This is a genomic window from Skermanella aerolata KACC 11604 (assembly GCF_000936425.1).
Taxonomy (GTDB): Bacteria; Pseudomonadota; Alphaproteobacteria; order Azospirillales; family Azospirillaceae; genus Skermanella; species Skermanella aerolata.
This window is the reverse complement of record NZ_AVFK01000028.1, coordinates 13,233-39,118: the sequence shown is the minus strand read 5'-3', so window position 1 is coordinate 39,118 and position 25,886 is coordinate 13,233. Positions and strand designations below refer to the sequence as shown.

Sequence of the window (25,886 nt, the reverse complement as noted above, 5' to 3'; positions counted from 1 at the left end):
CTTTCGATGAAAAGAACGGTGTGAAGTCTCGGATGCTCGGCTGGGATTTCAGGCGAGATGAGCGGCCAGCCGCCGGGCAAGCTCGGCCGCGTTGGGTCCCGACAGCATCGTGATGTGGTTGCCGGGTACCTGGTGGACGGCGACGCCGCCCTTGGAGAAAGCGTGCCAGCCAAGGCCCGCCCCGTGCCGCTCCGCCGCCGAGTAGTCGTAGTCGGCGTGGAATTCGCCGGCCTGGAACAGGGCTATCGGCACAGGCCGGAAGTCGCGCGGCGCGTAGCGCGCCTTGCTGTTGGCGACGAAGACCTTCAGGAAGCCCCGGACCTGCGCGATGCCGCCGCCGGGTGGCAGCAGGCCCGCGTCGTTCATGCGCTCCTGCACATAGGCCAGTTGCCAGTCCAGCGGCAGGGTCCGCAACTCGTCGGGGTCGATGCCAAGGTCCTGTCCGGTCCCTTCCGACAGGACGCTGCCGATCTTCGCCAGCCAGTCGGCATCATCCATCGCGCATATCGTGTTGAGGCGGTCCTGGCAGCCGACCGGCGCCGGGGCGTCAAGGATGGCGACGAGCGCCACTTCCTCTCCCAGCGCGTCTAGCCGCTGGGCGATCTCGAAGGCGACCAAACCGCCGAAGCAGTGGCCGCCGATCCAGTAGGGTCCATGGGGCTGAACCTGCCGGATCGCCGCGACGCAGTCGGCGGCGATGTCCTCGACGCTGGTCAAGGGCTCCGCCAAGCCGTCGACGCCGCGCAACTGAAGACCGTAGAAGGGCCGGTCCTGCGGCATGTTCTGGGCAAGCTCGTGGAAATACAGGACATTGCCGCCGCCGCCGGCGACGCAGAAGAACGGTGGCAAGTCGCCCGATATCTGGATGGGGACCAGCGGCGACCAGGGCCTCGCTTCGGCGTCCTCGCGCAGGCATTGGGCAAGCTGCTCGACCGTGGGATGCCGGAACAGGGCGGAGATCGGCAGTTCCCGGCCGAACTCCTTCTCGACCTGGGCCATCAGGTTGACGGCCAGCATCGAATGGCCGCCCAGCTTGAAGAAGTCGTCCTGCATCCCGACAGGACGCAGCTTCAGCGTCTTCTCCCACAGCCCGGCCAGCCGTTGCTCGACCGCGTCGCGTGGCGGCACGGCGGGCGCGGCGCCGGTCCGAAGGTTCTCGGGTTCCGGCAGCGACCGATAGTCGAGCTTGCCGTTGCCGGTCAGCGGCAGCTTGTCGATCTTCACGAAGCTGGCCGGAACCATGTATTCGGGCAGCCTGTCCGCCAGTTGGCCGCGCAGCGCCGTCACGTCGGGAACGCCCGCTCCCCTGGTCACGATATAGGCGATCAGCCTGATGTCGCCCCCATCCCGCGCCGATGCCACGACGATGGCGGCGGCGATGCCGGGATGGGCGCACAGGGCGGCCTCGATCTCGCCCAGTTCGACCCGGAAGCCCCGGATCTTGACCTGCTTGTCCAGCCGGCCGAGATATTCGATATCGCCGTCCGGCAGGTAGCGGGCAAGGTCACCGGATTTGTAGAGACGACCCCCGAAGCTTTCTTCCAGACAGCCGTCCTCCAGGAAGCGTTCCGCCGTCAGATGCGGCCGGTTCAGGTAGCCGCGCGCGACCCCTGCCCCGCCGACATAGATCTCGCCCGCGACCCCGATCGGCACCGGCTTCATGTGCCGGTCCAGCAGGCGGATTTGAAGATCGGGGATCGGCGCGCCGATGGTGCTGCGGGTCCGGACAAGGTCTTCGGCTCGGACGATCCGGAATGTCGAATGCACCGTCGTCTCGGTGATGCCGTACATGTTGACCAGCACCGGCTTCCTGTCGCCATGCCGGGCCACCCAGGGCTTCAGGCTTTGCAGGTCCAGCGCTTCGCCGGCGAAGATGATGGTGCGGAGGGTGGTCAGTTCGGGCAGCGGCTTCCGCTGCTCCGCCTGGACGAACAGGCGGAAGGCCGAGGGGCTCTGGTTCAGCACCGTGACCCGGTGCCGGGCCAGCAGGTCGATGAACTCCGACGGCGAGCGCGACACCAGATAGGGCACGATGACGATCCGCCCGCCATGCAGCAGCGCGCCCCATAACTCCCACACCGACACATCGAAGGCGAAGGAGTGGAACAGCGTCCAGACGTCGTCTGGGCCGAACCGGTACCAGTCCCGCGTTTCGCTGAACAGGCGCGCGACGTTGCCATGGGTGAGCTGGACGCCCTTCGGCTTGCCGGTCGTGCCGGAGGTATAGATCACGTAGATCAGGTTGTCCGGACCGACGCCGCTGCGGGGCCGGTGGGCCGGGCTGCGGGCGATTTGCGGCCAGTCGCCGTCCAGCAGGATCGTCTCGACCTCCACCTCCGGGACGACGTCGAGCAGGTGCGCCTGGGTCAGCAGCATGGATGCGGCGCTGTCCTCCACGATGAAGGCCAGCCGGTCGGGTGGACTTGCCGGATCGAGCGGCAGATAGGCGGCTCCCGCCTTGAGGATGCCGAGAATGCCGACGACCATCTCGAACGACCGCTCGACGCAGAGCCCGACCAGTATTTCCGGACCGGCGCCGCGGGCGCGCAGGTAATTGGCGAGCCGGTTGGCGCGTTCGTCCAACTCGCGGTACGTCATCTCCCGGTCTTCGAAGATCAGCGCCACGGCATCCGGCGTCTCGGCGGCGCGCCTTGCGAAGCCGTCATGGACGCATTCGTTCGCCGACGCCTGAACGGAGCGGGCGGGATTGCGCTGGGCCAGCCAGTCGCGCTCGGCTGGGCTCAGCATGTCGATGGACATCACGGGACGGTCGGCGTCCTTGACGACGTTCCGGAGCAGCTCAGCGAAGTTGTCGGCCATGCGGCCGACCGTCGCCGGATCGAACAGGTCGCTGTTGTACTTGAACGATCCCGTGAAGCGGCCGGCGACCTCCATCAGCTCCAGTTCGAGGTCGAACTGGCCTTCCTGCTGAGGCAGGTCGTAGTATTCCAGCTTCAGTCCACCCCAGTCGAGACTGCCGCCGGCCAGCTCCAGCGTGCTCCCCGCGCGCTGCGCCTTCTGCAACACGAAGGAGGCCTGGAACACCGGCGAATAGCTGGGGTCGCGCCGCGTCTTCAGCCGCTCGACCAGCAGCGGGAACGGATAGTCCTGGTGGTCGAGCGCTTCGAGGACGCCGGCGTGGCAACGCTCGAGGAAGGTGCGGAAGGTCGGGTCGTCGCTCAAATCGGCCCGCATCACCACAGGATTTACGAAATACCCCACGGTGTCGGCAAAGGTTCTGTCGGACCGGCCGCTGACCGGCGTGCCGACCAGGATCTCGTCCTGGCGGGAATACCGGGCGAGCAGCACCTGATATGCCGCCAGCAGCAGGGTGAAGGGCGTCGTGCCGGCGCCCTGCGCCAGTTCCTTCAGGGCGAGGCTAAGCGGCCGGTCGAGCTCGACCCTGCGGGACGCGCCGTTGAAGGTCTGCGACGGCGGGCGCGGCCGGTCGGCCGGCAGATCGAGCAGCGGCAGATCGCCGGCCAGCCGCTCCTTCCAGAAGGCTTCGAGCTGCAAGCCGCGTGGACTGTCAAGCAGACGCTCCTGGGCGGCCACGTGGTCGCCGTATGCCGGAGCGAGGCGTGGCGGCGGCAGCGGCGATCCGCTCGCGCAAGCGGCATAAAGCTCCTTCAGCTCTTCCAGGTTCACCCAGAGCGACCAGCCGTCATAGACGATGTGGTGGACCGTCAGCAGCAGCACGGCATCGTCGGCGGACCGCTCCAGCAGGCTGGCGCGGAACAACCCGCCTGCCTCGAGGTCGAACGGTCGCCGGTAGGCGGCGGTCACGCGTTCACGCAGTTCTTCGTCGGTCAATCCGGCGCAATCGACGATTTCAAGGCGTGCTTCGCGGTAGCCGGGGATGTCCTGGACCGGTACCCCGTCTTCCAGGCGGAAACTCGCCCGCAGCAGGGGATGGCGGTCCATCAGCGCCTGGAGCGACCGCCGCAGCGCGGATATGTCCAGCGGTGAAACGATGCGCGCCGCGAAGGCGACATGGTAGGCGGCGCTGTCCGGAGCGCTCCGGTGCAGGAACCACAGGGCTTCCTGCCCTCGGGACAGATGGTGTCTGGTAACCTGCTCCGCCGCCTTCCGGCGCAGCAGGTCGGCCAGCATGGCGCGGCGGTCCAGAACCTCTGGAGCCGGCCTGACGTCGATGACGGCGGTCATGCCTGAACCTTCTCCTCGGATGAAAGCTTTCTGATTTCTTCTTCGATTTCGTCGTCGCTGAGATGATCAATGCGGGCCAGCAGCCCGGCGGCCGACTGGGTGAACCGTTCGGCGTCGTCCGGCTCGTCGGATCGAACGGGGGCGGCGGGAGCGGCGTCCGGACCTGCCGAAGTCTCACCGGCCAGCATGTCGGCCATTTGCCCGGCCAGATCGTCCATGCTGTTGCCCTTCATCAGCTCCAGTACCGAGATCTTGATGCCGATCCGCTTATCGATCGCGACCTGGGTTTCCATCGCCATCAGGCTGTCGATCCCCATGTTGAGGAGCGACAGGCCGGGATCGATCCTCTCCGGCGGCAGGCGCAGGATTTCAGAGAGCAGTTCGGCCAGGATCTCCCGGATGCGCGCGTGGCGTCCGGCGGGATCGAGCCGGCACAGCGCACCGCGCTGTCCGCCGTCCGTCTCCTCGGCCACGCCGGCCGCCGGCATCAGGTGGCGATACCGGGGCGATGCCGCCCAGGCCGGGTAGGCGCCGCCCCACAGCCGCCAGTCCACGTCGGCGGCTCCGATCTGGACGGGGTTCCAGGACAGGATGCGGCCAAGGGTGTTCAGCACCCGCTCCGGCGTGAAGCTGCCGACGCCGACGCGGGCCAGATACTGCTCGACCCCTTCGTGTCGGGCCGCCATGCCGACCTCCGACACTGCTCCCAGGTTGACGCTGATCGCCGCCATGCCCTGCCCGCGCCTGTGATGGGCAAGGGCGTCCTGGAAGGCGTTGGCGGCCACGTAGGTCGCCTGACCCGGACTGCCGAGCACGGAGGCGATCGACGAGAACATCACGAAGCAGGTCAGTTCCAGGCCCTGCGTCGCCAGATGCAGGTTCCAGGCTCCCAGCGCCTTGGCCCGCATCACGGTTGCGAACTGGCTCGGCCGGATCGTGTAGATCGGTCCGTCGTCCAGCACGGCGGCGGTGTGGAAGATGCCCGTCAGCGGCGGCATTATCCCGGCGATTTGCCTGAGCAGGCCCTCGACCTGGGCCTTGTCCGCGATGTCGGCCGCCGCCGCGTGGACCCGCGCGCCCAGCGCTTCCAGGCTTCGGATCGCCTGATCGGCGCCCGGAGCATCGGCCCCGCGCCTGCCGACCAGCACCAGATGGCGCACGCCCCGCCCGACCAGCCAGCGGGAGAGTTCCAGCCCCAGCCCGCCGAATCCGCCGGTGACGAGGTATGTCCGTTCCGGATCGAACCGGACCGGCGGCAGGGCTGTCCGCGCCGACGGGTCCAGATGCGCCTCGCTGAAATCGACCACGGCGGGCGCGCCGTCCGCCGCCTGCAACGGCGGCGGTATCAGATGGCCGCTGTCGATCCGGTCGGCCACGCGTTGCAGCAGGCCGCCGAACGCCGCCGGGACGTCCGACATCAGCTTGGCTACATCGATGCGGGCCAGCGACTGGTTATGCGCCGGATGCAGGGCGCGGGACTTCGAGCGGCTGGCGTCGATGAAGCGTCCGGAGGACGTCAGCACCTCCTGAAGCCTGCCGGCGGTCTCGCCCTCCAGCGTGTTGAACACCACGTCGAAACCGCCGCCGCGCGTCCTCTCCCTGATGTCCGCGACAAAGGCCGGCGAGCCGCAGTCGAGCACCGGTTCGATGCCGAGGCCGGCAAGGTCGGGTCTCTCGCCGGCGCCCTTCGCCGCGACCGTCACCGCCGCTCCGGCCGACCGCGCCACCTGGACGGCGGCAAGGCTGAGCGGACCCGAGCCGGCGACGAGGATGCTCTCGCCCTTCGTCAGGCGCGCCACCCGAAGCAGCGCATGGTGTGCCGCCGCCAGGGGGGCTAAAACGAGACCGCTGGCCGGGGCCGAACCGATGCCGGCGTCGATCAGCATGTCTCCGCCGTGCCGGGACCGCTTGAAGCGGTTGATCGCCCGCAAGGCTTCCGACAACGACCCGCTGATCCCTCCGAGCGGCCGGGATGGACCGGTATCGCGTTTGGGCACCGGCTGGAGGCAGCGCTCCGATATGACGGCGAAGGGCGTTATCGGACCGTCGATGGGGAGGATCGCCTCCTGCCCGGTGCCGATGCCGACGCCGGCGCCGCGCCGAGTGACGACGCCGATGGCGGCGGCGCTGCCCGGCGCGAGCATGACGGCCTGCCGGATTGCGACCTCAACCTCGCCGGGGCCGGGATCGTAGCGGCGCAACTCCTTCGATCCGCCGGGCGATCCGCCGGGCGCCAAGCCGCTTTCAAGCTGGGCTGCGGTGGTATGTTCGAAGCGGCTGACCAGTCGCCGCGCGCCCCGGAGCGCCACGTCGTCGTTCTCGTCGCCGCCCAGGATTTCATGGACCAGGGCGCTTTCGGCATCGGTCCCGCCGTCGATGTCGATCATGCGGAAGCGGTGCTCGGCGAATTCGTTGACGGCGACACGGACCAGACCGGCGAGCGGAGCCTGCGATACGGCGACTTCCGCCCCGGATATCCCCGCCGGCTGGGCCTGCCGCGTCACGAAGAACACCGGCGCCTTCAACCCCAGCTCCGTCACCGCCTGGATCAGGTCGAGTGCCGTGAGGGTGTTGGATAGTCCGGCCGGATCGGCCGGGCCGTCGAGCGACCGGAGATGCACGATGGACCCGACGGGTCCGTCCGCCAGCATGCGCTGGAGCGCCGCCTTGTCGTCGGGGCCGATGACCGGATCGGCGCCGGCGGCAGTCAGATCCGCCGCCAATCGTTCGCCGACGCCGCCCTTGTCCATCAGAAGGACGAAGCGGCCCGGCGCCGGGCGGGAGGCCGCCGGCGCCTCCGGACGGGCTTCCTCGTGCCAGACGAACCGGTAGAGGTGTTTGTCCATCTCCCGCTCGTCGTCCGAAATGCCCCGGCTCAAGGCTTGCGCCTCGATGCCCCGGAACTCGGCCAGGATCCGGCCGTCGTCATCGAGCAGCCGGATGTCGCCTTCCAAGGCGCCGCCGTCGTGCCGGAGCAGCTTGCCATGGCACCAGAAGCCGCTATCGGGCGACGTGTGCAGCCGGGCCTCCCGGATTCGCACCGGGACATAGACGCTGGGGTCGTCTGTGATCCTGATCGCCGCCAGCAAAGCCTGGAAGCACGCGTCGAGCAGCGTCGGATGGAGCAGGTTGCGATGGTCCTTCAGCCCCAGCGCCTCATGGCCCTGGATGAACGCCAGCACCTCGCCGCCGTCGGCGGCACGCCAAAGCTGCCGGACGCCGTTGAACCACGGCCCGTAATGCAGCCCGCGCCCCTGCATCTCCGCGTAATGCGCGGCGGCGGTCACCTGGCAGCCGCAACGAGCCCGGATCCCAGCCAGATCGGCTGCGGCGGGCCGATCGAACGGCAGGAACGACAGGCGGCCCCGGGCATGGACGGTCCAGGGCGCCGCCTCGCGCGATCGGCCATGGACCTCGTATTCCCGCCGCTCCTGGTCGTACGTGACATGGATCAGCGGTTCGTCGGCGGGATCGATCACCATCGCCTTCGAGAACTCGAGATGCTCGATCAGGTGCGGGCCGGCACCGCCAAGGTCGCGATGCACCGCGAAGCCCAGTTCGACATAGGCGGCGCCCGGCAGCACGATCGAGCTTTCGACGCGATGGTCGTCCACATAAGGCAGCAGGTTGCGATTGATCCTGCCCTGCCACGACGGGTTTGGCGCCGCCGCCCGGCGGCCGAGCAGGGCATGGTCGAGGCGCTCCAGCCGGTCGGCAAGGGCGCCGTCCGTTTCCTGCCAGTGGGACTCCCGCTGCCAGGGGTATGCCGGCAGCCGGACGAAGGCGCCGGCCTGGGGATAGAACCTCCGCCAGTCGACCGGCGAGCCGCAGGCATGGAGGCCCGCCAGCGCCTCCGCCATGGTATCCAGCTCCGGGTGGCCCCGGCGCAGCGACGCCAGCACGTGGCCCTGGACGCCGCGATGGTCGAGGCACTGCTTGATCGATGCCGAGAGCACCGGGTGCGGCCCGATCTCTAGAAAGACGCAGTGCCCGTCGGCGATCGCCGCATCCATCGCCCCGGCGAAATAGACCGGCTCGCGGACATTCCTGAACCAGTAGCGGGCATCGAATTCGCCCTCGACGGTCTGCCTGCCGGTGACCGTGGAGTAAAGCCGGACGGCAGCGGTCGCGGGGGCAAGGCCGGCGAGGGAAGCCATCAGCTCCGCCCTGAGCGGGTCCATATAGGCGCTGTGGTAGGCGACCTCGACCTGAAGGAAGCGGTTGAAGACACCGCTGGCGGTGAGATCCAAAGATATCGCCTGGAGTTCCGCCGCATCGCCGCTCAGGGTCAGGCTCGACGGGCTGTTGATCGCCGCGATGGAAACGCCGCCACGGGACCGCAGCAACGCCGTGGCATCGGCTTCGCCCAGCCCCACCGCCAGCATGGTTCCCAGGCCAGCCGCCTGCTTCTGGACGCGGCTGCGGTGATAAGCGACCCGGATCGCATCCTCCAGGGAGAGGACGCCGGCGACATAGGCTGCGGTCACCTCGCCGACGCTGTGCCCGAGGATGGCTGCTGGTTCCACGCCCCTGGAACGCCACAAATGGGCAAGGCCGGCCTGAACGACGAAGTTGGCGGGTTGGGCGATCTGCGTTTCAAGGATGCGCGAGTCCGCCTCGTCCCGCGTCATCTCGGCCAGGATTGACCATCCGGCCAGTTCCTTGAAGATCCGGTCGCAATCCTCCGCGAATTCGCGGAATTCCGCTTCGCCGGCCAGCAGATCGCGGCCCATGCCCCACCATTGCGGCCCCATGCCTGTGAAGACGAAGACCGGCTTCATGCCCCGCGCCGAGTTGTTGCCGGCGATCGCACCGGGCGCCTGTCCGGTCGAGCGATGGAGCCGGAGCGTCGCGGCCAGTTCTTCCGAGCTTCGTCCGAAGACGACGAGGCGGCTGTCATGATGGCTGCGGTGGACGGCCGCGGATCGGCAAAGGTCCGCCAGCGCATCTCCGGACAGGATATCGAGCTGCTCGGCATAGGCTTTCGCCATGGCCTTGAGCGCGCCGTCGCCGCGTGCCGAGATCGGCAGCACGTAAGGACCGGGCCGCTTCTCCGGAGCGACCGCATCGCCGGCTTGCCGGCACGGCGCTTCCTGGAGCAAGGCATGCGCGTTGGTGCCGCCGTAGCCGAAGGAATTGACGGCGGCCAGCGCCGGGCCTTTCCCAGCCGGCATCGGCTCCAGCGCGACCGCCAGCTTCAGGCCGAGCTCGTCGAACGGGATGTCGGGGTTGGGTGTCTCGAGGTTGGCGACCGGCGGAATGGCCCCATGCTTGAGGCAAAGCGCCGCCTTGATCAGGCCGGCGATGCCGGCGGCGGCTTCCAGATGCCCGATATTCGCCTTGACCGAGCCGACCACGCACCGGTCCCCCGGTCCGCGCCCCTGCCCCAGCACGGCGCCCAGCGCCGCCGCTTCCAGCGGGTCGCCGACGGCGGTGCCGGTACCGTGGGCCTCGACGTAGCGGATGTCGCGCGGGTCGATGGCCGCCTCCACGCAGACCTGTCTGATGAGCGCTTCCTGAGAAGCCGGATTGGGAACGGTGATGCCGTCGGTGCGACCGTCCTGGTTGACGCCGGTGCCCCGGATCAGCGCGTAGATTTCGTCACCGTCGCGAATCGCGTCCGCCGCCTTCTTCAAGACGACGACGCCGGCGCCTTCGCCCCTGCCGTATCCGTCCGCCCGCGCATCGAAGCTCTTGGACCGGCCGTCCGGCGCCAGGAAGCCGCCCTTGCACATCGCTATGACCGTTTCGGGCCGGTACATGACGTTGACGCCCCCCGCCAGGGCGATGCCGCATTCGCCCCGCGCCAGCGCACGGCAAGCCTGATGCACGGCCACCAGGGACGACGAGCACGCGGTGTCCATCGTGATGCTGGGACCGCGAAAGTCGAAGACGTAGGACAGCCTGTTGGACAGGATCGACAGGGTCGAACTGACCGCGCTGTGCGATCCGATCTGATCCCGGTTCAGCGTGCCGAACTGGGTCAGCATGTTGTCGAGCATGAATCCGCCGATATAGACACCGGTGTCCGATCCGGCCATGGCGGCGGGGATAAGCCGTGCGTCTTCCAGCGCCTCCCACGTCACTTCCAGGAGAAGCCGTTGCTGCGGGTCGAGATAGGCGGCTTCGCGGGGGGACATGCCGAAGAACTGCGCATCGAATTCATCGATCTTCTGCTGCAGAAAGCCTCCGGCCCGCACATACATCTTGCCCGGTGCCGATTTGCGGCGGTCGAAGAAGGTGTCGATGTTCCAGCGGTCTTCGGGAACTTCGACGATTCCGTCACGCCCTTCCACAAGCATGGTCCAGAACGAATCCGGACACGTCACTCCACCCGGCAGCCGGCATCCAATGCCTACTATCGCGATAGTTTCGTCATGATTTTCAGCCATTTTCCTGGCGCAGCTCCTCTGCATCCGGCATCGGAATACCGGGTTGTTGCTTGCGGGAAATGTCAGGTTTTAAAAATAGATGATTATTTAAACATCATCTTCATTTTCAAATATGGATAGTTCATACAGTAAATACTGGAAATGATTTTTCTATCATCTGAACACGAAAAGGTTCAGATCTCACAAAGGCCGACCGATACAGGCAGATTCATGGGATTTCCTCTTTGAGAAACCTTGGAATAGCCGTTTTCTCGGGGATCGACGCAGAGTATGGATGGTGTTCACATTCGATACTGTGAACATCTTCACAGTTTTCGCAGTTTGCAATATGCGGTTGTTATAGCTCAGTCGTACAGGGGATGTTCAACTTTTGCGTTTTTTTGGATTCTCACCGACTGCGATATCCGAAGGAAATTTCAGTATCTTTGGGCCCGCACCACGGTGCAGGACAAGACCGCATCCCTCTTCACCAAACCGACGTGAACTACTGTTCCGCAGCCAAGTATTGTGATCTAAATTCGCACGACACGTGAGGAAATTCACATTAATCAGTTTTTTTGATGCCGTCAGATCGACCGGCATTAACAAGGCTTCGTGCGTATGATTCCTGTTCGTCCGTCAACGACATCGACGTCTTGACCGTCATGCTTACCTCCGGAAAAACTGATGCCACTGGGTAGCACCGACGGCAAGGTGCTCTCGTCACCGCCACCGCCAAAGCTCCGGCCCGCTGACGGACGGTCTCCACCGCATCGACGCTGCGGCGGAGACTGTCCGGTGCTGCGTCTTCCCTTTACGCGGAGCGCTCTTGCGCTTTCAGGCTGGCCCTCATCGCCTGTGTCGCGGACCGGTCGACGGCGAGCGGACCGACCGCATCGGCGCCTGTCGTGACCAGACCATAGACCGTCCGCGCCCGCTCGGCCGTGATCAGCCCTTCGCGCAGATCGCTCAGGACGCGCTCGGGATCGCGCTCGACCGGGGAGCCGTAGCCGCCGCCTCCGGCGGAATGGGACACGATGAATTCACCGGGTTCGAGCATGGCGCCATGGCAGGCCGGCAGGCTGGTCAGCGTTCCGTCCAGCTCGCGCTTGAACGCCTTGGAATTGCCGCCCGGACCGCCGCTGCGGGCTCCCAGGGCGGGGTTCACCGTTCCGTCCGCCGTGTAGATGACCTGCATGGTGCAGTCCTCGATCGGACCGAACTCCGCATAGATCGACGGCGCTCCCCGGAACTTGCCGGCACCTTCGGTATCGGGGATCAACCGGCGTTCGCTGACGAACAACGGATGGTGCAGTTCGTCCACCTCGATGCTGTCCTGGCGGCACAGGCCGGCGTTGCCGGCATGGATGATCGTCAGGAACCCGTCGGTGACGGGAGTGCCGGCGCCGCCGGTGATGCCCAGGAAGATCTGGTTCACGAAGGCTTCGCCGGTACGGGGATCGCGGCCCGAGATGACGCCCATGGCCGGCGGCATGATCGGTCCGGTCTCGGCCATGCCGAAACCAGGGGCGATCTCCGCGATGGCGCGCTGGACGGGGGTCGAGACCCGGTCGGCAAGGTTCGTGGTCGCGACGGAGCAGGAATAGGGGTGACGCGGAATGCCGACCACGCAGTTCTCCCGCAGATCGACCTGAATCCGCCGGAAACTGCCGGCGTTGGGCGGCACGCCGTGGTCGATCAGGCCGTTGTAGATGCCGATCATCGCGGCGGTGCGAGCACAACCTTCCGACAGATTGAGGCCGCAGGGCTGGCAATCGACGTTGTCCCGCAGATCGACGCTGATCCGTCCCTCGACCGAATCGACGTTCACCGTCACCTTCACCGGGATGCCGTCCGGCACGCCGGGGAGCGGATCGTGGGCCGAATGGACCGTCGCTTTTCCGGATGGCAGGCGCTGGATCGCCTGGATCATCTTCTGTTCGGAATAGTCGAACCAGCCATCCGCATAGTCTTCGAGCGCTTCCCAGCCGACTTCACGGCCCAGTTGGAGCAGTTCGCGCTCACCGATCCGGACGGCGCCGAGCGTCGCCAGATAATCGCCCCACCATTGCTCGGGAACGCGGATGCGGGTGCGACACATGCGGATGAGATCCTGGTTGTCCTTGTACTCGGACTGGATCTTGGCCGCCGAGAAGATCAGCGCGCCTTCTTCGTAGACGTCGGCAGCCTGCCCCATATAGGTCGTCGGCTTGGAGTTGCCGCAGTCGGCCTGATGCGCCTTGGCAAGCACGAAGAACCGCACCACGCCGTCCTCGTCCACCACGGGCACGATCAGGCAATGGTCGGCGGCGTGGGAATCGCCTTCATAGGGGCTGTTGTGCAGGAAGCAGTCGCCCGCCTTCATCTCCGGATGGTACTTGCGCACGGCCTGGCACATCAGGTCGGGGCCGATCAGAGTATGGATCGGCAGGCTTTCCGCGGAGGCCAGCAGTTCGCAGTCCGCCGTCAGGATGACGCAGGAGAAATCATGGGCGGTGTTCAGCACGCCGGAACGCGCCGTGCGGAACAGCGTGTTCTGCATCTTCCGCGCGATGCTTTCCATGCGGTTCGAGATGATCGCCATGCGCACGCCGGTCCGCGTCATGCCCGCCGCCTGCTTCTTATCGTCGAGGGATTCTGATTTCATCGGTGGAGCCTCCCTATTCAGGTGGAAGTCGTCAGGGTCATGCGCAGCGCTTCGGTCGCGGCGCGGTCGATGCCGAGTGAATCGTCGTCGGCGGCACCGGTCGTCACCAGCCCATAGATGGACCGTGCCCGTTCCGGCGTGATCCAGCCCTCGCGCAGGTCGTGCAGCACGCGCTCGGGGTCTCGCCGTAACGGAGCGCCGTAACCGCCGCCACCGGACGAATAGGACACGATCCACTCGCCGGGTTCGAGGACGGCGCCGTGGCAGGGCGGCAGATCGGTAAGGCTGCCGTCCCGCTCGCGCTTCTGCGCGCGCGACTTGCCGCCAGCGGTGCCGCCCCGTGCCCCCAAGGCCGGCGTTATCGTGCCGTCGGCGGTATAGAGCACCTTAAGCGTACAATCCTCCGCCGGCCCGAATTCCGCGCGGGCGGAGGGAGCGCCGCGGAAGCTGCCCGCCCCTTCGGTATCGGGAACGAGGCAGCGGCTCTTGATGATGATCGGGTGATGCAGTTCGTCCACCTCGATGCAATCGATCCGGCACATCCCGGCATTGCCGGCGTGGATGATCGACAGGAAACCGTCCGTCACGGGAGTGCCGGCGCCACCGGTGACGGCGACATGGATCTGGTTGACGAACGGTTCGTTCTCGTTGCGCGGATCAAGGCCGGATATGACGCCCATGCCGGGCGGCTGGATCGGCCCGGTCTCGGCCATGCCGAAGCCGGGCGCTATTTCCGCTATCGCCCGCTGGACCGGGTTGGAAACACGGTCGGCCAGGTTGGTGGTAGCGACCGAGCAGGAGAAAGGATGCTTCGGGATGCCGACGCAGCAGTTCTCCCGCACCTTGACGTCGATCCGCCGGAAGCTGCCGGCGTTGACGGGTACGGTGTGGTCGATCAGGCCGTTGTAGATCGCCACCATGGCGGCACTCATCGAGGTGCCCTCGGTGAGATTGAGGCCGCAGGGCTGGCAGTCCGGGTTATCGGTCAGATCGACACCGATCCGCCCGGCCTCGGCATCGATCACGACGTCGACCCGGACCGGGATGCCCACCGGCACGCCGGGAAAAGGATCATGGGCGCTTTCCAGGACGCGGCGGCCGCTCGGCAACCTTGAGATGGCTTCCGCCATCTTTTCCTCGGAGTAGTCGAACCATGCTTCCGCATAGGTCTCCAGCTCTCCCCAGCCGAAGCTCCGTCCGAGTTCCAGCAGTTCGCGTTCGCCGATCCGCACCGATCCCAGGGTCGCCAGATAGTCGCCCCACCACTGTTCGGGTACGCGGATGCGTGCCCTGCACATGCGGATGATGTCCTGGTTGTCCTTGTAGGCGGTCTGTACCCGGGCCGCCGAGAAGATCAGGGCGCCCTCTTCGTACAGATCGGCGACGTCGCCGAGATAGGTCGTCGGACGCGAGTTGCCACAATCGGCCTGATGCGCCTTGGCCAGTACGAAGAAGCGCAGGACACCCTGGTCGTCGACCACCGGTGCGATCAGGCAATGATCGGCCGCGTGGCTGTTGCCCTCGTACGGGCTGTTGTGCAGGAAGCAGTCACCCGCCTTCAGGTGCGGATGGTAGTCCTTGACCGTCCTGCACATGATGTCGGGACCGACCAGCGTGTGGCTCGGCAGGCTTTCGGCCGCCGCCAGCAGGCGGCAGTCGGCGGTGAGGATGACGCAGGAAAAGTCGTGCGCCGTATTGAGGATGCCGGAGCGGGCGGTGCGGAACAGCGTGTTCTGCATCTTCCGCGCGATGCTCTCGAACCGGCTGGCGAGGATCGCGGTCTTTACGCCGTCGCGGCGCGGCGGGCTTTGGCCGTGCATGCCAGCTCCTTATTGAAAGGTGATCCGCAGACCGCCGCCCTGGGTGCGCACGGCGTTGGTGTCGGGATCGACGACGACGGTGGTGAAGGACGATTCGATGATCGCGGGACCGGCGACCGGAGCGCCGGACGGCATGCTTTCGAAGCGGACGACTTCGGCATCGACCCATCCGGTCCGGCTGAAATAGATGTCACGCCGCTCAAGTGCCGCACCGTCTGCCTTCTGGATCGGCAACTGCCCGGTGCCGCCTTCGCGGAGCTGGCACTGCACCTTGGCGCGCCATGTGACGAATTCGATGTCGGAACCGGGATCGTTGATCTCGAAGATCGACTGATGGGTATCGTGGAACGCCTGCTTCAAGGCTTCGAGATCGGCGGGACTGTCGAGGCGGCCCGACGCCATCGGCACCTCGATCTCCCAGATCTGGTGCGCATAGCGCGCTTCGACCGAGAACTCCACCGTGACCTTGAGAGCGCCGGCGCCCGGCCCCTGGGCAAAGACGCGGCAGCGTTCCTCCAGGCCCGCCAGGACGCCGTTGACCTCGTCGAAGGCAAAACGGCGGCTGGTCGTGAACAACATCTGGGCATAGTCCGATGAGACGTCGGACATCAGGGCTCCGGCTGCGGATAGGACCGAACCCGCTTCGGGGATGAGCACCCCGGCGCAACCGAGCCGGCGGCCGACCGCAACAGCGTTCAGTCCGGCAGCGCCGCCGCCGCCGATCAGGACGGCGGTCGCGGGATCGATGCCCTGGTTGACGGTGATCTCGTCGATGGCTCCGACCATCTTCTCGGTCGCGAGGGTGAAGACGGCGGCAGCGGCTTCCTCGACCGACAGACCGAGCTTGTCGGCGACCTTGGTCTTCAGCGCCGTCGCGGCGGCGGCACGGTCGAGCACCATCGTTCCGCCCAGGAAGAAGTCGGGGTCGATGTAACCCAGGATCAGCGAGCAGTCGGTCACGGTCGGCTCGGCGCCGCCCTTGCCGTAGGAAACCGGACCGGGGGTCGAGCCGGCGCTTTGCGGACCGACGCGCAGCAGGCCGCCGTCGTCGACCCAGGCGATCGAGCCGCCGCCGGCGCCGATGCTCTTGACGTCGACCGACGGGAAGCCCGTCATGTGGCCCCGGAAGCGCTGGCCGATCCAGGTCTCGCGCGTCCAGGGAATCCGTCCGTCGCGCACGAGGCTGACGTCGTAGGTGGTGCCGCCGGTATCGGCGACGATGGCGGCCAGTCCGTCGAAGTCGCGGTCGGAATAGTAGCGGCCGGCCACAGGCGCCATGGCGGGACCGGAATTGATCGAATGGATCGGGGCGCGGGCTACGGCTTCGGCATCCATGATGCCGCCGCCCGAGGTGACCATCAGCGTCCGGCCGGTGAAGCCGGCTTCGCGCAGCCGGTTCGTCAGGCTGTCGAGATACTGGAACATCAGCGGCTTCAGGGAGGCGTCGATCACCGTCGCGGAAGCGCGCCGGTACTCGCGGAGAGTGGGATTGAGTTCGTGCGAGAGCGTCACCGGCACGCCGGGCAGGTGCTTGGCGAGCAGGTCTCCGACCCGCTTCTCATGCTCCCCGTTGACGATCGACCACAGCAGGCAGACGCCGACCGCTTCCACCTTGAGCGCCTTCAGCTTCTCGGCGATGGCGATGACCGCCGCTTCGTCCAGCGGCTTCCTGACCGTGCCGTTGGCTTCGATCCGCTCCGGGACCTCGAAGGTGAGGCGGCGCGGCACGTAGGGTTCGGGATAGGGCACGGTGAAATTGAACGGTTCGATCCGCCCGCCCTCGCGGATCACCAGCACGTCGGGATGCCCCTCGGTGGTCAGGAACGCCGTCCTGGCTGTGTTCCCGGTCAGGATGGCGTTGATCGCACGCGTCGTGCCGTGGATGAACATCTCGGCCTTGCCGAGGAAGCTGCGCTGCTCTTCGCCGTAATGCTCGGCGGCGAGTGCCAACGCATTGAGCACGCCGCGCACCGGATCGTCGGGCGTAGTCGATGCCTTGAACAGGCGGATTTCGTTGCCGTCCTCGACGACCAAGTCGGTGAAGGTCCCGCCGGTATCGCATGCCAGTCGCATTTTCCCTGTTCCCTTGCCTGGATGATGGAGCGGAGAGCAGCGCGGATTGAGATCACATTTCTCCGCTTATCTGTGATCACAAGGCAAATCCCATGCCAGCCCGGATGTTTGGTACAGGCCTTGCACCGCCCGAGGGCGCACCACCCTCCCCTCCCTTCACTTTCGAGGCATGGACATGACAGCGCGGATCGTGCGGTTGAACGGTGCGGCACTGGGGCCGCTGATGCATGGGGTCGACCTCGTGGCGGACCTGGTCAGCGCCACCATCGGGCCGGCCGGCCGGGCCGTGCTGACCGGACGGACCCACACCGCGCCGATCATGCTGCGGGGCGGCTACGCCGTCGCCCAGGAGGTCGAACTGGACGAGCCCGGCTACAGGGCCGGCATATCGGCAATGCGCGACGTCGCCTGGCGGACCAGCGACAAGGTCGGCGACGGCACCAGCACGGCGATCCTGATCGCCCGCGCCGTCATGAAAGGCGGCATCCAGGCGCTTCGATCCGGCGTCTCGCCCGTCGAGCTGGAACCAGCCCTATGCGCCCATGGCGAGGCGGTCGCGGCCGAGCTTCGCTCGCTTGCCCGTCCGCCCGCCGGGGACGGCGACCTGCTCGGGCTGGCGATCCGGGCCGCCGGCGGCGACATCGTGGTCGGCACGCTGGCGGCGGAGGCGCATCGCAAGGTCGGCGAAAGCGGCGTCGTCATCGTCCAGGAGGGCCAGGGAGCCGAGGATCACCTGGACATCCAGTCCGGCCTCCACTTCGACGAGGGCTGGCTGTCGCCGCATTTCGCGACCGATCCGGAGGGTCGCGGCGCTGAGATCGACGATGCCCTGATCCTGCTGCACCACGGCCGGATCGAGGCGCTTAAACCCCTGCTGCCGGTGCTGGAGATGATGGCGAAAGCCGGGCGGGGGCTGGTGATTTGTGCCGGCGGGGTCGGCGGCGAAGCGCTCGCCACGCTGATCCTCAACAAGGAGCGCTCGGGTCTGAAAGTCGCCGCCGTGCAGGCGCCGGGGGCCGGGCCGTGGCGCATGCCGATGCTGGAAGACATCGCCGCCGCCACGGGAGCCACGGTGATCGCGGACGAACTCGGCGCCAGCCTGGACCGGCTTCGCCCGGCGATGCTGGGCCGCGCCCGCAGCGTCCGCGTCTCCGGCAAGGGCGTGACCATAACCGGCGGCGCCGGCGATCCCGAAGCCGTCCGGGTCCGCTGCCAGTCGATCCGCCACGATATCGAACGCGCGCGGTATCTCAGCTTCGACCGGGAACAGCATTGCCGCCGTCTCGCCCGGCTGTCGGCCGGGGTCGCCAAGCTGCATGTCGGCGGACGGACGCCGCTGGAAATCCGCCAGCGGGCGGAGCGGGCGACTGCCGCATCGGCGGCGATCCGGGCGGCGTCGGGCGGCGTGCTGCCCGGCGGCAGCGCCGCCCTGCTCCATGCCGCCCAGCGCGCGCGGGCTGTCCTGCCGCCGGGCCTGATCGGCCGTCTGGTCGATCGCGTCTTTCAGGAAGCGTTGCAGGCGCCGACCGAAGCCATCACGGCCAATGCCGGTCTGGATGGACGGGCCGTAGCCCATCGGCTGGCCGAGGATGGCACCGACCATGGCTTCGACGTCGTGCGGCGCAGCTTCGTTCCGGGCGAAGAGCTGTTCGAGGCCGCCGATATTTTGATTACGGCCTTAAGAACAGGTGTCTCGGCAGGCGCCAGACTGTCCGGGGTGGGCGCATCTGTCGCAGAATGTGCCTAAAACAGCGATGAAATTTCCGCCGCATGCGTAATCTGTGATCACAATCAGGTCTGGACCGATATCTGCCGAACCGCCAGTTCAGGGGTTTAAGTGCTGAATTCGGCCTAGGCCATAGTGGCACATTGCTTGCTAGCTGTGATCACAGGTGCTGACGAGTACCTGGATCGCAAATCTGCTGGTGAGGTGCCCATGTTGACTGATCCGATCACCCGTCCATCGTCCGCACCGGCCCGGGATGCTGGAACGAAGCCGGCCCAGCCGATCCTGGAGGTCATCGACGCGACGCATGCCTATGACGGGGTCGTGGCGCTCGACAACGTCACGGTCAGGGCGGCTCCCGGCGAGTTCCTCACGATCCTGGGCGAAAGCGGCTCCGGCAAGACCACGCTGCTCCGGCTAATTTCCGGACTGGAGAAGCCCTACAGGATCGGGGCGCTGCGCCTGGGCGGCGTCGATGTCAGCGAGGTCCCGGCGTTCCAGCGCGATTGCACGACTGTCTTCCAGAACTACGCCCTGTTCCCGCACCTGACGGTCGGGGAGAACGTCGAATACGGCCTCAAGATGCGCGGCGTGCCCGTCGCGGAGCGCCGGACGCGCGCCCGGAACGCACTGGAACTGGTCCAACTGGCGGACAAGTACGACCGCAGGATTCACCAACTCTCGGGCGGCCAGCGCCAGCGCGTGGCGCTTGCCCGGGCACTGGTCCCGCAGCCGGCGATCCTGCTGCTGGACGAACCGCTTGGCGCGCTGGACGAGAAGCTGCGGGTCGACATGCAGGTCGAGCTGCTGGAAATCCAGAAGCGGCTCGGCATGACCTTCATCTACATCACGCACAGCCAGGAAGAGGCGCTGACCATGAGCGACCGCATCATCCTGATGCGGAAGGGCAAAATCGACCAGGAAGGTCCCCCCACCGCCATCTTCGACCGCCCGGTCAGCGCCTTCGCCGCCCGCTTCATGGGCGTCGAGAACTGCTTCGAGGGCGAGTTGATCGAGCTTTCCGGCGGGCAAGCTCAGGTCCAAGTCGGCGAACGCCGGCTGAGGGGCCGCTGGTCCGGCCGCTCCATTCCCAAGGTCGGAGCCAAGGTCGCGGTCGGCGTCCGGGCCGAACGCCTGCATCTCGGCCCCGTCGCTCCCACCGCCCCCGACCACAACGTCCTGCCCTGCGGCGCCGGCGGTGCGATCTACAAGGGCAAGTATCTCGACCGGACGGTCACGACGGACATAGCACCGATCAAGGTGCGGATCTGGAACGCCTCGGCCGTCACCGACCAGCCGTCACGGGTCTGGTGGCACAAGGACGACTGCATCGTCATGGACCTCTAGTCGGCGCCCCTCACCAGGAATTCTCTCTTATCCCAGATCTAACCCTCAACCATCCGCCCGAGCAACTTGAAGGAGATGACAATGGAGCATGACAAGATCGGTGCCAATGGCCTCCCCATGTCCCGTCGCGGCTTCATGGAAAGCGTCCTGTCGGTAACCGCGCTCGGAGCGGCGGCGTCCGTGCTGCCGGGCCTGTCCCAGCAGGCCTGGGCGGCGGGGTTGCCGGTCAAGGGCTATGGCGTCACGACGGCGCAGCCCAAGGACTGGTCGAGGGTGACCCAGTCCATCGGCATCCAGGTCGATTACACGCCGACCAACGCCGACATCGGCGTCTTCATGCGCGACGTCATGGGCAACGACCTGACCTCGACCCACGACGTCTTCATCTTCGACGGCGGTACGGAGGACCTGCTCGGTCCGGAAGGCTACTATGCCGAGATCGACGAGAACCATCCCGAGCTGAAGCTTTGGGCACGGACACCCGACTCCTGGAAGCGGTCGAGTTTCCTGCGCGCCGACGACAAGCAGTACGCGGTGCCGGTGATCGGAAACGGCGACGCCTTCGGCTATTTCCCGGCGGCGATCGACGCCAACCCGAACGGCCTGGACGAAGTGCCCTGGACGACCTTCTTCGAGGGCGAGAACGTCAAGGGCCGCGTCGCGATCGACCGGAGCTGGCTGCAATCGATGGCCGAGACGGCCAACTACCTCAAGCACCACGGCCGCATCACCGTCGAAGATCCGGCGGACCTGCCGGCCGAACAGGCGCGCCAGGTCGCCGATTATCTGGTCGAGCGCAAGCGGGCCGGCCAGTTCCGCACGATCTTCACGGCCTTCGAGGAACAGGTCCAGCTCCTGTCCAACAAGGAAGTGGCCATGATCAACTGCTGGGAGCCGGCGACCAAGGAAGCCAACAACGCTCTCGGCCCCAACTCCGTGATCTACGCCTTCACCGTGGAAGGCTATTACCTGTGGGGTCACGGCGCCTGCGTCGCGGCGGCGGCGATGGATCGCGGCAACGTCGACAACATCTACAAACTGCTGAACTACTTCCTCGACGGCGAATACCGGGCGTTCCAGGCCAAGGAGCGCGGCTACGCTGGCCCCAACATGGATCTCGGCGTCCAGTACGCGATCGACCACGGCTGGTCGAAGGAAGACATCGACGGCCTGAAATGGGCCGAGGAGAAGGTCCGGCGCAAGTTCCAGAAGCCCTTCTTCTGCAAGGTGGTGCCCGAGCACGCTGACGTCATGGAAGAGGAGTGGCAGCGCTTCCTCAACGCGTGAACGACACGGACCAGTATGGGGACCCCCATAGGGACCAGTTTGGAGACCGGCGCGGGGACGACGCGGTCCCCGCACTTTCCCGCTCAGGCCGGAACCCGCAGATCCGGCACAGCTCGAGGCCGCCGCCATGACGATGCAAAGCCGATCCGATTCCCCTGCCCTGCCCCAGCGCCGCCCCTTCGCCAAGCGCCTGCTCGACGGGTTGAAGCCGTCGCGGCTGACGGTGCCGACCTTCCTGCTGGCCTGGTCGTTCCTGGTCATAGCGCCGCTGGTCGTCATCGTCCTCTTCAGCTTCCTTCAGGTGAAGGCGTACCGGGTGGTCTACACGCCGTCGCTGGATACCTGGATCTCGCTGATCGATTCCGGCCGGTGGATGGCGGCAGTCAGGACGCTGCGGATCGGCATCACGATGACGATCATCGAATTCGTCCTGGCCTTTCCCTTCGCGCTCTGGCTCGCCAAGGGCTGCCGCTCCAAGACGGTCAAGGCGATGATCATCACGCTCCTGACCATCCCGTTCTTCCTGGACGCCGCCTCCCGCATCATCGTCTGGCGCTCCATCCTGGGCCAGACGGGCGCGGTGAACACAGCGCTCATGTCGCTCGGCATCACCGACGCGCCGATCGACTGGCTGCTCTATTCGGAATTCGCCGTCCATTTCGGCCTGCTCGGCACCCACTTCCCGACCATGGTCTTCCCGATCTTCATGTCCATCGCCCTGATCGACGACGACTATATCCAGGCCAGCCAGGATCTCGGCGGCGGACCGGCGCAGACGCTGTTCAACATCATCATTCCCATGGCTCTGCCGGGCATCGTCGCCGGCATCGTCTTCACCCTGGTCCCGCTGATGGCGGCCTTCGTGGAACCGCAGCTCCTGGGCGGCGGCTTCGTCGATCTGCTCGGCAATTCGGTCAACTCGGCCTTGCAGCAGCTCAAATACCCGACCGCCGCGGCGCTTTCGACCGTCGTCGTGGCCTTGCTGGGCATCTGCCTCGCCGTTCTCGTCCTCGTCACCCGCCGACGCTACGACATGGCCTCCATGTTCGTCGCGATCCGGCGCTGAGCTTAGGGAGCCGCCCTGTGTCGACCATGACCCTCGCTCCCGCCCGGGAAGACCGCGCCGCAGCCAGGCCGCAGGGGCGGCTCGGACAATCCGCCGGCTGGAAGACCATGGCCAAGGCGTTCGGCGCCTTCGCGCTCGCGATGATCTACATACCGCTGATCTGGCTGGCGGTGATGTCCTTCGCCGCCAGTCCGCTGTCGGGCATCCCCTATCCCCTGACGCTCGACAACTACCGGCAGCTCGGCGGCGATGCGCGCTGGGTGACGCCCATGCAGACCAGCCTGTGGCTGAGCGCGCTCGTCGCCTTTGTCTGCATGGTGATCGCAACGGTCGTGGGGCGGGCGATCACCCGGCTCGAACGGCCCGGCGGCGTCATCCTGCTGACGCTGCTGCCGCTGTTCGTGCCCGGCCTGACGATGGGCGCCGCCCTGTTCATCTTCCTGCGCAGCATCCTGGAACTGAAGCTCGGCATCTGGTCGATCTTCCTGGGCCAGCTCGTCTGGGCGCTGCCCTTCTGCATGCTCCTGGTCCTGGTGATCGCCAGCCGGTTCGACCTGCGCCTGCTCGAGGCGGCGGAGGACCTGGGCGCCTCGCCGTGGCGGCGCTTCTGGGATATCGAGATGCCGATCCTGCGGCCGGGCATCTTCGGCGCCGGCATCTTCGGCTTCCTGCTGTCGTTCAACGAGTTGCCACGCTCGCTGTTCCTGCGCGGCATCGAAACCACCATGCCGATCTACAACTGGGCCATGGCCGCGTCGCAGCAGTCCCAGATCCCGATCATCTTTTCGCTCACGACCCTTCTGGTCGCCGTCACCCTGCCGGTGATGGGCGTCTTCTTCTGGTTCCTGTTCGTGAAACTCGACAAGAACTGAACCGTATCTGAAAGCGAACCGACACATGCTCGACCTCGATACGACCCGCGACCGGGCCAACTATTCCCTGGAGGACATGGACCGGAACAGCCTGTTCCATCCGCTCACTCCGATCGCCCTGCACCAGCAGAACGGCCCGAAGATCATGGCGGCGGCGCAGGGCGTCCGCCTGCGCGACCACGCCGGCCGGGAAATGCTCGACTGTTCGGGCGGCCTCTGGTGCGTCAATATCGGCTACGGCCGGCCGGAGATCGCGGCGGCGGCTAGCAAGGCCATCCTGGACCTCAACTACTGGCACCTGTTCGGATCGTCGTCCAACGAAATGACGATCCGGCTGGCCGACCGCGTGCTGAACCTCCTGCACGACCATGCCGGCGCCCGGCACCTGAAGCGCGTCTTCTTCGGCACCTCCGGCTCGGACGCCAACGACACCAACTACAAGCTGGTGCGCTACTACGCCAATCTGCGCGGGGTGCCGGAGAAGCGGAAGATCATCTCGCGCAAGGGCGGCTATCACGGGCTGACGGCAGCGGCGGCGACCCTGACCGGGATCGAAGCCTACCATACCGCCTGGAGCCTGCCGTCAACCGACGTGATCCATGCCGAATGCCCGCACCAGTACCGTTTCGGCCTCCCGGGCGAGAGCGAAGCGGCCTATTGCGACCGGCTGATCGCCGATATCGAGCAGATCATCGCGCGCGAAGGCCCGGAGACGATCGGCGCCTTCATCGCCGAGCCGATCATGGGAACGGGCGGCGTCCTGATCCCGCCCGCCGGGTATTTCGAACGGGTCCAGAAGCTGCTGGACCAGCACGACATCCTCCTGATCGCCGACGAGGTCATCACCGGTTTCGGGCGCACCGGCGAATGGTTCGGCAGCGGGCTCTTCGGCCTGAAGCCGGACCTGCTGACCCTGGCCAAGGGCTTGACCAGCGCGTATTTCCCGGTCTCCGCATCGGTGGTTTCCGAGCGGATCTGGAAGGTGCTGGAAGCCGCATCGCCGGAGCACGGGCCTGTCATGCACGGCTTCACCTATTCCGGCCATCCGGTCGGCGCCGCGATCGCGATGGCGAACCTGGACATCATGGAATCCGAAGGCATGGTCGCCAACTCGGCCGAGGTCGGCGCCTATCTGCTGGAGAACCTGAAGGCCCGGATCGGCGACCATCCCTATGTCGGCGACGTGCGCGGCCGGGGATTGATGATCGGCGTCGAGTTCATGGCGGATCGGGAAACCCGGAAGCCGTTCGCGGCGTCGCAGAACGCGCACCGGCTGGTCGCGAACCAGGCGGTGGAGCACGGCCTGATGGTGCGGGCGCTGCCCTTCCTTGAGGTCGTGGCGTTCTCCCCGCCGCTCTGCATAACCAAGAGCGATTGCGACGAAGCTGTCGACCGCTTCGCGCAGGCCCTGGATGCCACGACGCCGGCATTGCGGCAATTGGCCAGGACATAAACCGATCGGGAAAGGGAAACGACGTTTTTGGGTGAAGCCACGGCCCCGATGCATTACGCCCTGCACCAGAACGGCTCAGTCGAGGCAAGGACGTGATGCAACTCGCCCAACCAGTGGAACCCGCAGGCAGGATCGCCGAAACGTCGACGATGGCTCGCCAGATATATTCGGATATGGAAGCCAACATCCTCGATGGAAGCTGGCCGCCCGAGACGAAGATGAGCCTGCGAAAGCTCGCCAAGTCCCTCAACACCAGCATGCAGCCGGTGCGGGAGGCGGTAGGCCGGCTGGTCTCCGCCTCGGCGCTGGAGATCACCCGCAGCCGTTCGATCCGGGTGCCTCGCCTGAGCCGGGAGCAGGCGGACGAGATCTGGGGCCTTCGCCTTCTGCTGGAAGGAGAGGCGGCGGCACGCTTCGCGGCGCGCAACCGTCCGGAGGAAGCGCGCAAGCTCTACCGCCACACGCTGGCCCTGCGGGAGCACTTCCGCGACCGCGACGTCCGGGCGTCGATGCGGCGGATCATGGAATGGAACTGCGACCTGACCGATGGATCGGGGTCGCCGATCCTGGTGGAAATGGTGATGCGGCTGCGCCTGCGCTACGCGCCGTTCATCGCGGAAACGCTGGCGATGAACGTCCCGGACGACAAGGAATTCCTCCAGTTCACCCTGCACATCCAGGACGAACTGGTGCTCGCCATCGAAGAGGGCGACAGCGCCGCTGCACGGCATCTCCGCTGCTCGGACCTGCGGTCGTTCCAGCGCTATCTCTACTCGCGGCGCGGCTGGACGCCATGACTGGATAGACCGACCAAAGCGAAAGGGGGAACGACATGAAATTCGCTCCGAACAAGCTCTACGTCGAAAGTTACGTCAAGTGCCGGAACTGCGGCGTCCTGATCTACGACGCCGGTCGCGCCGACGCCGTCACGAAGGACGATGCGATCTACTGCTCCGAGTGGTGCGTCGATTGGGAAGCCGACCGCGACAGGCGGCGGGCTGCTGCGGCGGAATAACCGCCCGCCGGAAGGCGGCTCGAACAGTGAGCGCATCGCATG

At 66.4% G+C, this 25,886-nt stretch carries 13 protein-coding genes; 8 read left to right on the top strand and 5 right to left on the bottom strand.

Annotated elements, in window-relative coordinates; all coding sequences use genetic code 11:
* Positions 1-48 precede the first annotated feature (48 nt).
* The 5 genes from N826_RS26560 to N826_RS26540 all read right to left on the bottom strand — a co-directional run bounded on the left by N826_RS26560 (position 49) and on the right by N826_RS26540 (position 17,078).
* Entirely contained in the window at positions 49-4,167 is a 4,119-nt protein-coding gene (locus N826_RS26560; protein ID WP_052832100.1) for a non-ribosomal peptide synthetase, read from the bottom strand.
* Positions 4,164-10,559 (bottom strand): type I polyketide synthase, encoded by a 6,396-nt coding sequence (locus tag N826_RS26555; protein ID WP_063772326.1) that lies wholly within the window; start codon positions 10,557-10,559, stop codon positions 4,164-4,166. The genes N826_RS26560 and N826_RS26555 overlap by 4 nt, the downstream gene beginning before the upstream one ends.
* Positions 10,560-11,352: 793 nt before the next feature.
* Complete coding sequence (locus N826_RS26550) at positions 11,353-13,185, bottom strand: hydantoinase B/oxoprolinase family protein (protein WP_211099391.1); 1,833 nt, start codon at positions 13,183-13,185, stop codon at positions 11,353-11,355.
* A 17-nt stretch (positions 13,186-13,202) separates the two neighbouring features.
* Positions 13,203-15,005, bottom strand: a complete 1,803-nt coding sequence (locus N826_RS26545) for a hydantoinase B/oxoprolinase family protein (RefSeq protein WP_044433729.1) — start codon at positions 15,003-15,005, stop codon at positions 13,203-13,205.
* Between the two features lie 9 nt (positions 15,006-15,014).
* A complete protein-coding gene (locus N826_RS26540) occupies positions 15,015-17,078 on the bottom strand; it encodes a hydantoinase/oxoprolinase family protein (protein WP_044433728.1) in 2,064 nt (687 codons plus the stop codon).
* 175 nt (positions 17,079-17,253) lie between these two features.
* Between N826_RS26540 and groEL the strand changes: the two genes are divergently transcribed.
* The 8 genes from groEL to N826_RS26500 all read left to right on the top strand — a co-directional run bounded on the left by groEL (position 17,254) and on the right by N826_RS26500 (position 25,844).
* Positions 17,254-18,825, top strand: a complete 1,572-nt coding sequence (groEL, locus tag N826_RS26535; RefSeq protein WP_169789420.1) for a chaperonin GroEL — start codon at positions 17,254-17,256, stop codon at positions 18,823-18,825.
* 189 nt (positions 18,826-19,014) lie between these two features.
* Entirely contained in the window at positions 19,015-20,151 is a 1,137-nt protein-coding gene (locus N826_RS26530) for an ABC transporter ATP-binding protein (RefSeq protein WP_052832096.1), read from the top strand.
* A gap of 81 nt (positions 20,152-20,232) precedes the next feature.
* Positions 20,233-21,438, top strand: a complete 1,206-nt coding sequence (locus tag N826_RS26525) for a type 2 periplasmic-binding domain-containing protein (protein ID WP_044433725.1) — start codon at positions 20,233-20,235, stop codon at positions 21,436-21,438.
* 127 nt (positions 21,439-21,565) lie between these two features.
* The gene (locus N826_RS26520) at positions 21,566-22,504 is read left to right on the top strand and encodes an ABC transporter permease (protein ID WP_044433724.1); all 939 of its coding nucleotides are present in this window, start codon (positions 21,566-21,568) and stop codon (positions 22,502-22,504) included.
* Between the two features lie 26 nt (positions 22,505-22,530).
* Positions 22,531-23,376: an ABC transporter permease gene (locus tag N826_RS26515; RefSeq protein WP_052832094.1), complete on the top strand. Its 846-nt coding sequence runs from the start codon at positions 22,531-22,533 to the stop codon at positions 23,374-23,376.
* A 25-nt stretch (positions 23,377-23,401) separates the two neighbouring features.
* The gene (locus N826_RS26510; protein WP_084721212.1) at positions 23,402-24,829 is read left to right on the top strand and encodes an aminotransferase; all 1,428 of its coding nucleotides are present in this window, start codon (positions 23,402-23,404) and stop codon (positions 24,827-24,829) included.
* A 149-nt stretch (positions 24,830-24,978) separates the two neighbouring features.
* Positions 24,979-25,626, top strand: a complete 648-nt coding sequence (locus N826_RS40520; RefSeq protein WP_052832092.1) for a GntR family transcriptional regulator — start codon at positions 24,979-24,981, stop codon at positions 25,624-25,626.
* A gap of 35 nt (positions 25,627-25,661) precedes the next feature.
* Complete coding sequence (locus tag N826_RS26500; RefSeq protein WP_044433722.1) at positions 25,662-25,844, top strand: hypothetical protein; 183 nt, start codon at positions 25,662-25,664, stop codon at positions 25,842-25,844.
* Positions 25,845-25,886: the final 42 nt, after the last annotated feature.

Coding starts and splice junctions, on each gene's coding strand:
- N826_RS26520 (WP_044433724.1), top strand. CDS start 21,566: ATGACGATGCAAAGCCGATCCGATTCCCCTGCCCTGCCCCAGCGCCGC.
- N826_RS26530 (WP_052832096.1), top strand. CDS start 19,015: ATGTTGACTGATCCGATCACCCGTCCATCGTCCGCACCGGCCCGGGAT.
- N826_RS26545 (WP_044433729.1), bottom strand. CDS start 15,005: ATGCACGGCCAAAGCCCGCCGCGCCGCGACGGCGTAAAGACCGCGATC.
- groEL (WP_169789420.1), top strand. CDS start 17,254: ATGACAGCGCGGATCGTGCGGTTGAACGGTGCGGCACTGGGGCCGCTG.
- N826_RS26515 (WP_052832094.1), top strand. CDS start 22,531: ATGACCCTCGCTCCCGCCCGGGAAGACCGCGCCGCAGCCAGGCCGCAG.
- N826_RS26540 (WP_044433728.1), bottom strand. CDS start 17,078: ATGCGACTGGCATGCGATACCGGCGGGACCTTCACCGACTTGGTCGTC.
- N826_RS26555 (WP_063772326.1), bottom strand. CDS start 10,559: ATGGCTGAAAATCATGACGAAACTATCGCGATAGTAGGCATTGGATGC.
- N826_RS26550 (WP_211099391.1), bottom strand. CDS start 13,185: ATGAAATCAGAATCCCTCGACGATAAGAAGCAGGCGGCGGGCATGACG.
- N826_RS26560 (WP_052832100.1), bottom strand. CDS start 4,167: ATGACCGCCGTCATCGACGTCAGGCCGGCTCCAGAGGTTCTGGACCGC.
- N826_RS26525 (WP_044433725.1), top strand. CDS start 20,233: ATGGAGCATGACAAGATCGGTGCCAATGGCCTCCCCATGTCCCGTCGC.
- N826_RS26500 (WP_044433722.1), top strand. CDS start 25,662: ATGAAATTCGCTCCGAACAAGCTCTACGTCGAAAGTTACGTCAAGTGC.
- N826_RS40520 (WP_052832092.1), top strand. CDS start 24,979: ATGGCTCGCCAGATATATTCGGATATGGAAGCCAACATCCTCGATGGA.
- N826_RS26510 (WP_084721212.1), top strand. CDS start 23,402: ATGCTCGACCTCGATACGACCCGCGACCGGGCCAACTATTCCCTGGAG.